A 10,307-nucleotide genomic window follows, 5' to 3' on the forward strand; every position below is an offset into this window, starting at 1 on the left:
CCTTGATCCTTGATGGTGACAGCTCTCAGTCAGCACGCGATTGCCCCCGCCCGCCTGGTGCGGGGCCCATCCGCGTGGTCGTCTTCACTCGACTCGATTCCCTCCCTCTGCCGCCGACCGCTACTGCTGGGCCGCAGCCCCGCTACAGCTGACCTGCGCATACAAGCTTGCGCGGATCTGCTGCAACTGGGTCTTGATCCCCTTGCAGCTACCCTTCTGTTCGACTGCTGTGAGGACGATCTCCAGCGCCTCGCGGCAGAAGCCCAGGCTGGACGCTGCGATGGCGTGATTGCCATGGGTGGGGGCAAGGTGCTCGATGCGGGCAAATTGCTGGCCCATCGTCTCGGCCTGTCGTGCATCACCGTGCCCACCAGTGCAGCCACCTGCGCCGGCTGGACAGCCTTGGCCAACCTCTACTCGGCGGAGGGAGCCTTCCGCTCCGATGTGGCCCTCGATCGCTGCCCCGACCTGTTGATCTTCGATCACGATCTGGTCCTGAAAGCCCCTGGGCACACCCTCGCCAGCGGCATCGCCGATGCGATCGCCAAGTGGTACGAGTCTTCAGTGAGCAGTGGCGCCAGTGGTGATGGCTTGGTGCAGCAGGCGGTGCAGCAGGCCCGAGTCCTGCGCGATCAACTGCTGCTGGAGGGTGAGGCAGCCCTGGCAGAGCCCGGTGGCGAAGCCTGGGTGCGGGTAGCGGAGGCCGCAGCTCTCACTGCCGGCCTGATCGGAGGCCTTGGTGGCGCCCGCTGTCGCACCGTGGCAGCTCACGCTGTTCACAACGGACTCACCCAGCTGCCCGCGTGTCACCACCTTCTCCATGGTGAAAAGGTGGGGTTCGGCGTGCTGGTCCAATTGCGGTTGGAGGAGCTGTTCGGTGGATACCGCCTGGCCAGCCAGGCCCGCCGCCAGCTGATCCCTTTCTTCAGGGCCTTGGGTCTGCCGGTGAGTCTCGAAGACCTCGGCCTCACTGAGGCCAGCCTCAACGACCTCAACACCGTCTGCGCTTTCGCCGTTCAGCCAGGCTCAGATCTGCACCACTTGCCCTTCGCTGTCAGCGCCAACGACCTGCTGACCGCCATGGTGAGCACCATGGTGGAGTCACGCCAGGTTGAAAACGTTCCAGCTCCCTGCTCCGAGACCAGCCTTAGCCCTGAGAGCAGTCCTTGAGCCGCTTCCCCCAGGTGGAGTGGTGTCAGGGTCAGGAGTTGATCACCAGAGCCGCCAAGAACCTCCTTGATCCCCAGGGGCGCGACCTGGCTGGACGAGTGCAGTGGTGGGAGCTGCCGGGATTCACAGGGCAATGGCCCGTTGCCGTGCTCGGAGAAGGTGAACCCCTGCTTCTCCTGCATGGTTTCGACAGCTCTCTGCTGGAGTTCCGGCGGTTGGCGCCACTGCTCGCATCCCGCTTTCGGCTTTTCATTCCCGACCTCTACGGTTTTGGCTTCAGTCCTCGCCCCAGTTCCGGCCGATACAACCCAGGTGGTGTGATCGACCACCTCATGGCGGTGGTGGAGCGCATCGAGTCGACCTCAGCACCGAACATATCGCCGCCCTTAGGTGTCATCGGCGCCTCGATGGGCGGAGCAGTAGCGGTGGAGCTGGCCCGGCGTCTGCCTTCCCGCGTAGGCCGGCTGCTGCTGTTGGCACCCGCCGGACTCACCGGACGCCCCATGCCCCTGCCCCCGCTGCTGGATCGCCTTGGGGTGAGCTTTCTTGCCCTGCCTGGTGTGAGGCGCGGGCTTTGCCGGCAGGCGTTCGCCAACCCCGACATCAGCGTGGGGCCGGCCGAGGAGGAGATCGCTTCGCTCCACCTTCAGGTGATTGGCTGGGGCGAAGCTCTGGGCCGCTTCGCCCGCAGCGGAGGGTTCGCCGGCTGCGGAGATCCACTGCCAGGCCAGCCACTCAAGGTGCTGTGGGGAGCCGATGACCGGATCCTGCGCCAGCCCCAGAAGCAAGCCGCCCTTGCACTGCTGGGCGATCGGGTCGAGGAACTGGCGGCCTGCGGCCACCTCCCCCACCTGGACCGGCCAGAAGCCGTGGCCGCCGTCTGCTGAAACCAGAGATCGGCGGCCGACGGGCCTGCAGGACCTCAGCTCACCAGAGGCCGCGGATCGGAGCGGCTTCTGGCATGGGCTGGGGAGCCGGCTCGGGAGCGGGCTCGGGAGCGGGCTCGGGCTGGGGGGCTGGGGTCACCACCACCGGCTCTGGAGCCGGCTGTCCGAAGCGGTAGCGGAAGCCCAGCTTGGCGCCGAAGTCGTTGTAGGAGTCGTAGCGGATGTTCTCGCCGTCGAATCCGGAGGCGCCGGAGTAAGTGCCCTCAAGGTAGACGTCACTGGCGTTGCTCATGCCATAGCTGACGCCCAATTTGGCCTGCCAGCCGAACAGCCCCACGTTCGCGCCACCGGTGGAGGCACTGTCACCGTCATTGGAGACCTTGATGCGGGGAGTGCTCAGGTTGGTATAACCGATACCGCCGCCGATGTAGGGGGTCCAGCGGCTGCCGGTGCTGATGTCCCAGTAGGCACTGGCGAAGATGTCGTTTTTGTTGATGGAACCGGAGGAATTGAGGTCGTAGTCGTTCCCATCAACCGAGAAAGACACGTCGTTGACGCTGGAGCTGGTGTAGACGTAACTCAGCTCGGTGCGAATCGCGCCGAAGTCGTAGCCAACCGCGAGATCGCCGGAGAAGCCACCACCGAAACTGAGATCGCCGTTGACGTTTTCGAAGCCGCGGTCATCCAGGTTGCGGGTGCGAATGCCGGTGTCGGTGGGCCAGGCAGCGCCGAGACCCAAGCCGAGGTACCAGCCGGTGGCCTGCTCATAAAGCGGAGCTTCACTGCTGCCGTAGCTCTGGGCCACGGTGACATTGGCGCTGGGCTCAGCTGCGGGAGTCAGAGCGATGGCAGCTCCATCAGGGGAGAGCAGGGCGGCAGAACCGGGTGCCATTGCGGCGGCGGGCTCGGCGGCACGGGCTGGGATGGCGAGGAAGGCGCCAGCGACACTGGCGGCAACCCCGGTTAAAACAGCTAAAGATTTTTTGTAGTTCATGATGAACTCTGTGTACTTCCCCATTATCAAATTCCTGGTGCGTGTTCAGGCCACATGGGAGCCAGACCTTCACCTGGCTATCAGGCATTGCTGACGGCCGGAGGCAGGCGGTTGAAGGCAGAGGAAAACTGACTCTGTTAGGAGGAGCCTTCCTGACCTCGCCTGCATGGCTGGAGCTGAACCCGCGGAGCCGACGCGTTCGTCCAGCAGTGGTCCGGTGCTGCAACTGCTCGCTTCCGGGCTCCAGCTCTGGATTCGTAGTCAATGCGAGGCCGTCGAGAGCCTGGAGATCCAGCTCCATGGCTCCGCCCTCAACCTGCTGCGCGGCCGCCTCGACGGCGTGAGCCTGATGGCCCGCCAGGTGGTGTATCAGGGGCTGGAGATCGAGTTGGTGGAGCTCCAAAGCGATCCCCTGCGGATCCAGGTCGCTGGGGTTCTGCGCGGCCAACCTGTGCAGCTGGAGCATGCTTTCCTCATCCGCGGCAAGGTGGCTTTCACGGCCGATGGATTGAGCGGCTCCCTGAACCGTCCCCGTTGGAGGGATCTCAGTGACCATCTAGGGGAGCAGCTGCTCGGCCTTGGCCCTCTCAGGCAGCTGCGCATTGCCCGGGACATCCTGATCATTGCCGCCGAGGCCCATGGTGAGGCCCAGCTGATTGAGCTGGAAACCCGCCCCGAAGCCGACCAGGGCAGTGTCGTTATCCGCGACCTCAACGGGCACCTGCGCGGGCGCCTGCCGATGGACCCGAACATCCGCATCGAGCGGGCCAGCCTCGAAGCCGACATGCTGCAGCTCCAGGGCGAAGCCCGGGTTTCCCCCTGAGCGAACCTCAGCCCAGCAGCGGCACCAGCAAGGTCACGAAGTAGTAGACCACCGCCGGGGTGAACAGAAAGCTGTCGATTCGGTCAAGGATGCCCCCGTGGCCGGGGATCGCATCACCGGAGTCCTTCACCCCCGCATCCCGTTTCATCATCGATTCGGTGAGGTCCCCCACCAGGGCAAACAGCGACACCACCCCCCCCAGCAATCCTCCCACCACCCAGCCCCAGCGCCAGCCCAGCAACAGGCCGCCCACCACGCCCACCAGCACCGCACTGGCCACACCGCCGAAGGCTCCCTCCACGGTCTTGCCCGGGGAGATCGGCGAGAGAGGATGCAATCCGAAGCGGCGGCCGATCACGTAGGAGCCGATATCGGTGGCCACCACCATCAGGCAGGCCATCAGGGTGAGCGCCATGCCCGGGGTGAAGGGCCAGCCGGCTCCCTGCAGTTGGGGTGCCAGGACTGGATCGAGCAGATCACGCAGGCGCAGCCAGTGGCTTGGCAGGAAGCCCAGATAGAACAGGCCGAAGATCGAGGCGGCGATGTCGGCGATGGTGCCTGTCACCGGCTGAAGCAGCAGCCAGCCACAGATCACCGCTCCCGACACCGGCACCACTGACGCCGCCAGGTCGACCGCCATGCCGCCGCCGCTGGCCCACTGGGTGGCAAACAGCAGCAGTTGGCAGGCCACAAGCGTGGTCTTGGTGGCGGGTCGGATGCCCTTGAACTGGGCCAGGCGGAAGAACTCCAGCAACCCAAGATGAACGATCACCCCAACCGCCACGGTGAACCACCAGCCACCGAGGCTCACCACCACCAAGCCGAAGCCACCAGCGGCGAAGCCGCTGAACAGCCGTGAAAGCGAGGTGCGCGGCCGTGAACCCTGACTCACCCGTGGCGCTCGGCAGCGATCAGAAACAGGGGCTCAGCAGCCGCCAGCCGAGCCTGGCTGCCACGACGCTGCATGCGATGGACCGTCGCCTGCACCACTTGAACGTCCCTGGCTTCCAACTGGGCCAGAGTATTGGTTGCATCCACGAGCCCCTCCAGACTGGCGGTGCTGATCACAAGCCGTCCGCGGGGCTGTAGGGCAGTCCAGATCGCACGCAACACGCTCGCCAGTGGACGGCCCACCTCCAGGACCACCCGGTCGGGGTGCTGCGGCAAGAGGGAGAGTCCATCGGGCGCCTCGCCTGCGTGGATGTGCAGGTTGTCGATGGCCAGGTGCCGCCGGTTGCGCTCCAGCAGCTCGATCGCCTCCGGATCCCGCTCCAGGGTGTGCACCTGGCCCAGGGGCATCAACCGGGCAATCTCCAGGGCCAGGGCACCGGTGCCGCCGCCCACATCCCAGACCATGGAATCGGCCCTGGGGCGCAGATGGGCCAGCAGCATCACCCTTAACTCCATTGGTGTGGGGGTGAAACCCGGGGCATCTTCAAAGGCCTGGTCGGGCAGTCCAGGGGTGACGAAATCCCACTGAAAGGCAGCTTCTGGCTCGGATCGCCGAGTTGGATCTCCAGCTCCCTGCCCAGCGCCCATCCGCAGCGCCCGTTAGGCCACAACCTTCACCGTATCAGCGATCTGGCCGGGCCAGAGCCTGCGCTGCTCCTTCAGCCACTCCAGTCGCGCCGCATCGATCCGCTCACCTGGGATCAACAGGGGAATACCCGGTGGATAGGGGCAGATCGGCTCAGCCGCCAGCCTCTCCAGCGCCTGTTCCAGGAGAAGGGTCTGGTGGGGCAGCCTCCAGGCCTCGCCAGGAGTCAGCTCCGGCTCCATCAATGCGGGGATGGGCGGTGGCGTGAAGGGGAGGAAGGCTGGCCCGCCAAGGGCCTGGCGCAACTGCTTCAGCCGGGAGGGCAAAAGCGAGAGAACGCGCCGCGTTGGCCGTTCCCCCAGACAGAACGTGAGGCAGCCGGGCTCGGGCAGCTCAGCGATCACGCCCCGCTGGAGCAGCCAGGCGTCGGCCGCCAGTCCATTGATGCCGAGGCCGGCGCTGTGAAACACCAGGCGCAGGGGATCCTGGTTGGCCGCCAGGGGAAGGGAGGCTTTCTCCAGCGCCTGCCGCAGCGCGTTCGCCCGAGCCAGGGCGCGGCTCAGGCCCCGGGCGCCGGCGGGGCTGTGGCGGTGCGCGAAGGCCGCCGCCGCCGAGGCCAGCAGCAGGGCACTGGGGCTGGAGGTCTGGAACCAGAGCAGAGACCGCTCGATCGCCTCCTCGCTCACCCGCCCGCGCCGCAGCAGCAGGGCGGCGCTCTGGGCCAGTCCAGCTGCGCTCTTGTGCAGGGACTGAACCACCAGATCGGCCCCAGCCGCCAGGGCACCCATTGGCAGACCCGGTTGGCCGAAGTGGGCCCCATGGGCTTCATCCACCAGCACCGGCAGGCCGTGCTGATGGGCCAGGGCGATCAGACCCTGCAGATCTCCTGCCAGGCCCTGGTAGCTGGGATGCACCAGCACCAGCGCCGCCAGAGTCGGGGCCTGCTCCAGACGCAGCCGCAGCCAGGCGGGGCTTGGCGGCAGCCACAATCCGGTGGCCGGATCGAAGGGGAGATCGAACAACACCGGCCGCAGTCCGCCCAGTACGCAGGCGTGCAGCAGGCTGCGGTGCAGGTTGCGCGGCAGCAGCACCCTCTCGCCGGGCCGGGCCAGAGCCAGCAGGGCCACCTGCAGCATCCCGCTGGCTCCGTTCACCCCGAACCAGCAGCGATCGGCTCCGCAGAGACGGGCAGATTCGGCCTGGTCGGCGGCCACGGCACCACCCGGTTCCAGCGGCCCTCCGATCTCGGGCAGTTCAGGCAGATCCCAGCGGCCGGGGCGCCGCCGCAGCAACCGGCGCAGACCCGGCGCCAGGCCCCGTCCGCGTCCATGGGCGGGCAGGTGCAGATCGAGGCGCGGGAGACCCTGACTCAGGGTCGACAGCAGGAGCATCACAAGCCCTGGACTTTCTAGAGTCTGGGGTCACCCCCTCAGGCGCCGCAGGAGTTTCCCCATCACTGCCAGCTCTCCCGTGCGCCCGGCATCACCAGCGCGTCCTGCGCGGGTCGAAGGGCCACCGCCCCGTTACGAGCCCGCCGCGGATCTGCGCTGGATGCTGCTGCGCCCCTGGATCCTGGTGTCGCGCCTGACGGCGGTGCTCTGGCAGCTGGGCTGGCTGGCCCTGGTGCTCGTTGTGCAGGGAAGCAGCAGCGATCGCTCCGTGCAGCAACGCCTGGGCCGCCGCATTCTCCAGACCCTCACTCAGCTGGGTCCCTGCTTCATCAAGGTGGGGCAGGCCCTCTCCACTCGCCCCGACCTGGTGCGTCGCGACTGGCTCGACCAGCTCACCGAGCTGCAGGACAACCTGCCCCCCTTCTCCCACGAGCTGGCCCTGGCGGAGATCGAAGCGGAGCTGGGGGCACCGGCGGCGGAGCTCTTCGAGCATTTCCCCCCCTACCCAGTGGCAGCGGCCAGCCTGGGACAGGTGTACAAGGCTGAGCTCACGACAGGGCAGTGGGTGGCTGTGAAGGTGCAGCGGCCCAACCTGGCCTACATCCTGCGCCGCGATCTGGTGATCATCCGCCTGCTCGGGGTGCTCACCGCTCCGTTCCTTCCCCTGAACCTGGGCTTCGGCCTCGGCGACATCATCGATGAGTTCGGCCAGACCCTTTTCGAGGAGATCGATTACCGCCGTGAGGCCGATAACGCTGAGCGTTTTGCCGCCCTCTTTGCTGACAATCCAGCCGTCACGGTGCCGCGGGTGGAGAGGCAGCTCTCCAGCCGCCGGGTGCTGACCACCAGCTGGATCAACGGGATCAAGCTGCAGGACCGGCTGGAGCTGGAGTCGCACAGGCTCGAGCCCGATGCCCTGATCCGCACTGGCGTGATGGCTGGTCTGCAGCAACTGCTGGAGTTCGGCTATTTCCACGCCGATCCCCATCCAGGCAATCTCTTCGCTCTGCCGGGACGCACCGGTGCCATGGGCCACGTGGCCTATGTCGATTTCGGGATGATGGATTCGATCAGCGACGCCGATCGGCTCACCCTCACCGGCGCGGTGGTGCATCTGATCAACCGGGATTTCGAAGCCCTTGCCGTCGACTTCAGGACCCTTGGATTCCTGCGTCCCGACGCAGATCTCGCCCCGATTGTCCCGGCTCTGGAGACGGTGCTGGGCGGCCAGCTGGGGGAGAGCGTGGGCTCGTTCAACTTCAAGGCGATCACCGATCGCTTCTCGGAGCTGATGTTCGACTACCCCTTCCGGGTGCCGGCCCGCTTCGCCCTGATCATCCGGGCGGTGGTGAGTCAGGAAGGGCTGGCCCTACGGCTCGACCCCGGCTTCAAGATCATCCGCGTCGCCTATCCGTATGTGGCTCGGCGGCTGCTGGCCGGCGATACCGCCGAGCTGCGAGAGAAGCTGCTGGAGGTCCTTTTCGATCGCCAGGGCCACCTGCAGCTGGAGAGGCTCGAAAGCCTGCTGGGGGTGGTGGAACACGACGATGCCAACCCTGATCTGCTGCCGGTGGCTGGGGCAGGTCTGCGCCTGCTGCTCGGTCCCCGTGGCGGCAGCCTGCGCCAGCGGTTGCTGCTGATGCTGGTGCGCGACAACCACCTGAACACCGAAGACCTGCAGGCGCTGATGGGTCTGCTGCGCCGCACCTTCTCCCCGACCAAGGTGGTGGGCGGGCTGCTGCAACGGCTTAATCCACTGGCACCGGCCGCCTGAGCGGCCGGGCACCCGTCTCCCGATCGCTAGGGTCAGCGTCACACCCTTGACAGCCTGCCCGTGATCAGCGATCCCACCGGTTCAGAGGCCCTGGTTCAGGGGTACGCGGGGGGTTCCTTCGCCGATTTCGAGGGCGCCGACATCCTGCTGCAATATGTGCCGGTGGGGCAGCCACCCTTCTTCCTGGCAGGAGTGGGCTTCGCGATCGCGATTCTCTGCGGTCTGACCTTTTCTCGCCTGGTGCAGAACCGGCTTGACGGCTGGAAACAGGACCGGCTCAACCTGCTGCCCCTGGCGGTGGCGGAAACCGTCGCGTCCTATGCGGGGCTGATCCTGGGAGTGACCCTGTTCATCGGCGGCAGCCTGCAGGTGTTCGGCTTCGGTGGCGGCACTGCCCTGCTGGTGGCCCTGCTGCTCTCCCTGCTCACCGGTGGTGCCCTCTGGGCGCAACTGGAGGGGCTGATGCGGCAGGTGCAGGACGGCAGCTTCAAGGCCGTGGATTTCGACAACTTCGATCAGTTCTTCTGAAGCCTGAAGTGGTTGCCTCGATGGAGCCCAGAGTCCAGATCCATCCGTGGCAGGGCCCTGGCCTGGCCCTGCGCCTCTGGCCCGCATGGGCCAACGATCCCGACGGGCAACTGAGTCGGTTACAGCAGGAAATCCCCTGGCGACAGGAGTCAATCACCCTGTTCGGCCGCACCCACCCCATGCCGCGGCTCACCTGCTGGGTGGCGGATTCCGGTTGTTCGTACCGCTACAGCGGCCTGGCCAATGAACCCCAGCCCTGGTCGGATGCCCTGATCGAGATCAGGGAGGCTCTGGAGAGCACGCTGGGCTGGCGCTTCAACTCGGTGCTCCTCAACCGCTACCGAAACGGCACCGATTCCATGGGCTGGCATGCCGATGATGAACCGGAGCTGGAACCACTGGCGCCGATCGCCTCCCTGAGCCTCGGGGCCAGCCGCAGCTTTCGACTCAGGCCCCGCGACCGCAGGCCCGGGGTAGCCGAGCCGCTCCTTCTCGAGCTGAACCACGGAGATCTGCTGGTCATGGACCCTCCCACCCAGCAGCACTGGCTGCATGCGCTGCCACGACGGCTGCGGGTACGGCAGGAGCGGCTGAATCTCACGTTCCGGCTGATCCGAACCGCGCCAACCCCGAGGAATCAGGCTTCGCTGCCAGCGGTCTCGAGCATGGCCACCGTGACAGGGATCGTCTCGAGAGTTTCTTCGTTGTCTAAAAAGGCTTCGAAGGAGCGGTAGCGGCAGACAACGGGGGGCGGATCACCCTCGGCTTCGGCCTGATCCCAGGCCTCCTGCCAGCTCAGCTCCGTGGGGCGGACCTGGGCGTAGCAGGTGAGAGCTTCCTCCAGGTCGCCGGCATCAGCGATGCACTCCCCGCGCCAGTAGACCTCGAAAAAGGGCATGCTCTCAGGCCACCAGATAACCCTCAAGCCGGCAGGAGCGCGAGCGGATGCCCTCCAGGGCACGGCGCTCCAGGTTGCGGGTCTTGTCGCGGCTCATGCCCAGAGTGCGGGCGATCGATGTGAGGCTCATCGGTTCATCCCCGTTGATGCCGAACCGCATGGTCAGCACGCTCCGCTGCAGCTCCGGCAGTTGCTCCAGCAGCGCCCTCATGTCGCCCCGCAGGCACTCGCTGTCCACGCTCTCCGCCGGCAGCTCTCCATCCCCCTGCAGCAGATCCAGCAGCTCCGTGTCCTCACCGTCGCCG

Annotated in this window: 12 protein-coding genes; 6 read left to right on the forward strand and 6 right to left on the reverse strand. The window is 66.5% G+C overall.

Going from position 1 to position 10,307, the window contains the following annotated elements; all coding sequences use genetic code 11:
- Positions 1-12 precede the first annotated feature (12 nt).
- Both CJZ82_RS16070 and CJZ82_RS16075 read left to right on the forward strand, forming a co-directional pair.
- Entirely contained in the window at positions 13-1,170 is a 1,158-nt protein-coding gene (locus CJZ82_RS16070) for an iron-containing alcohol dehydrogenase family protein (protein WP_094556759.1), read from the forward strand.
- On the forward strand, positions 1,167-2,057 hold the full coding sequence (locus CJZ82_RS16075) for an alpha/beta fold hydrolase (RefSeq protein WP_198949819.1): 891 nt from the start codon (positions 1,167-1,169) through the stop codon (positions 2,055-2,057). The genes CJZ82_RS16070 and CJZ82_RS16075 overlap by 4 nt, the downstream gene beginning before the upstream one ends.
- 40 nt (positions 2,058-2,097) lie before the next feature.
- Here the strand turns inward: CJZ82_RS16075 and CJZ82_RS16080 are convergent, their stop codons facing one another.
- Positions 2,098-3,075: an outer membrane protein gene (locus tag CJZ82_RS16080; RefSeq protein WP_094556760.1), complete on the reverse strand. Its 978-nt coding sequence runs from the start codon at positions 3,073-3,075 to the stop codon at positions 2,098-2,100.
- Between the two features lie 142 nt (positions 3,076-3,217).
- Here CJZ82_RS16080 and CJZ82_RS16085 point away from each other — a divergent pair, with 142 nt between their 5' ends.
- Positions 3,218-3,874 (forward strand): DUF2993 domain-containing protein, encoded by a 657-nt coding sequence (locus CJZ82_RS16085; RefSeq protein WP_233130326.1) that lies wholly within the window; start codon positions 3,218-3,220, stop codon positions 3,872-3,874.
- A 7-nt stretch (positions 3,875-3,881) separates the two neighbouring features.
- Here CJZ82_RS16085 and CJZ82_RS16090 read toward each other — a convergent pair whose 3' ends face one another.
- The 3 genes from CJZ82_RS16090 to CJZ82_RS16100 are packed head-to-tail and all read right to left on the reverse strand — an operon-like array spanning position 3,882 to position 6,802.
- The gene (locus CJZ82_RS16090; RefSeq protein WP_094556762.1) at positions 3,882-4,766 is read right to left on the reverse strand and encodes a phosphatidate cytidylyltransferase; all 885 of its coding nucleotides are present in this window, start codon (positions 4,764-4,766) and stop codon (positions 3,882-3,884) included.
- Entirely contained in the window at positions 4,763-5,413 is a 651-nt protein-coding gene (cbiT, locus tag CJZ82_RS16095; protein WP_094556763.1) for a precorrin-6Y C5,15-methyltransferase subunit CbiT, read from the reverse strand. Before cbiT ends, CJZ82_RS16090 begins: the two co-directional genes overlap by 4 nt.
- Before the next feature lie 12 nt (positions 5,414-5,425).
- Positions 5,426-6,802, reverse strand: coding sequence for an aminotransferase class I/II-fold pyridoxal phosphate-dependent enzyme (locus CJZ82_RS16100; protein WP_094556764.1), 1,377 nt, complete (start codon positions 6,800-6,802; stop codon positions 5,426-5,428).
- A gap of 160 nt (positions 6,803-6,962) precedes the next feature.
- Between CJZ82_RS16100 and CJZ82_RS16105 the strand changes: the two genes are divergently transcribed.
- From CJZ82_RS16105 to CJZ82_RS16115, 3 genes are read left to right on the forward strand one after another with little or no spacing between them, the layout of a single operon-like run.
- Positions 6,963-8,576: an AarF/ABC1/UbiB kinase family protein gene (locus tag CJZ82_RS16105; protein ID WP_094556765.1), complete on the forward strand. Its 1,614-nt coding sequence runs from the start codon at positions 6,963-6,965 to the stop codon at positions 8,574-8,576.
- A gap of 60 nt (positions 8,577-8,636) precedes the next feature.
- Positions 8,637-9,104 (forward strand): hypothetical protein, encoded by a 468-nt coding sequence (locus CJZ82_RS16110; RefSeq protein ID WP_094556766.1) that lies wholly within the window; start codon positions 8,637-8,639, stop codon positions 9,102-9,104.
- Between the two features lie 20 nt (positions 9,105-9,124).
- The gene (locus tag CJZ82_RS16115) at positions 9,125-9,838 is read left to right on the forward strand and encodes an alpha-ketoglutarate-dependent dioxygenase AlkB (protein WP_094556767.1); all 714 of its coding nucleotides are present in this window, start codon (positions 9,125-9,127) and stop codon (positions 9,836-9,838) included.
- Here CJZ82_RS16115 and CJZ82_RS16120 read toward each other — a convergent pair.
- Together CJZ82_RS16120 and CJZ82_RS16125 are read right to left on the reverse strand one after the other, a co-directional pair.
- Positions 9,742-10,002, reverse strand: coding sequence for a hypothetical protein (locus CJZ82_RS16120; RefSeq protein ID WP_094556768.1), 261 nt, complete (start codon positions 10,000-10,002; stop codon positions 9,742-9,744). The genes CJZ82_RS16115 and CJZ82_RS16120 overlap by 97 nt on opposite strands.
- Positions 10,003-10,006: 4 nt before the next feature.
- On the reverse strand, positions 10,007-10,307 hold a 301-nt coding region (locus CJZ82_RS16125), incomplete at its 5' end, for a sigma factor-like helix-turn-helix DNA-binding protein (protein ID WP_304442174.1).

It is taken from the genome of Synechococcus sp. 1G10 (genome assembly GCF_002252625.1).
In the GTDB taxonomy this organism is placed as follows: domain Bacteria; phylum Cyanobacteriota; class Cyanobacteriia; order PCC-6307; family Cyanobiaceae; genus Regnicoccus_A.

What these genes read in the sequence shown, in the direction of transcription:
- CJZ82_RS16100 (WP_094556764.1), bottom strand. Translation starts at nt 6,802, where the DNA reads ATGCTCCTGCTGTCGACCCTGAGTCAGGGTCTCCCGCGCCTCGATCTG.
- CJZ82_RS16070 (WP_094556759.1), top strand. Translation starts at nt 13, where the DNA reads ATGGTGACAGCTCTCAGTCAGCACGCGATTGCCCCCGCCCGCCTGGTG.
- CJZ82_RS16085 (WP_233130326.1), top strand. Translation starts at nt 3,218, where the DNA reads ATGGCTGGAGCTGAACCCGCGGAGCCGACGCGTTCGTCCAGCAGTGGT.
- CJZ82_RS16115 (WP_094556767.1), top strand. Translation starts at nt 9,125, where the DNA reads ATGGAGCCCAGAGTCCAGATCCATCCGTGGCAGGGCCCTGGCCTGGCC.
- CJZ82_RS16120 (WP_094556768.1), bottom strand. Translation starts at nt 10,002, where the DNA reads ATGCCCTTTTTCGAGGTCTACTGGCGCGGGGAGTGCATCGCTGATGCC.
- cbiT (WP_094556763.1), bottom strand. Translation starts at nt 5,413, where the DNA reads ATGGGCGCTGGGCAGGGAGCTGGAGATCCAACTCGGCGATCCGAGCCA.
- CJZ82_RS16080 (WP_094556760.1), bottom strand. Translation starts at nt 3,075, where the DNA reads ATGGGGAAGTACACAGAGTTCATCATGAACTACAAAAAATCTTTAGCT.
- CJZ82_RS16105 (WP_094556765.1), top strand. Translation starts at nt 6,963, where the DNA reads ATGCTGCTGCGCCCCTGGATCCTGGTGTCGCGCCTGACGGCGGTGCTC.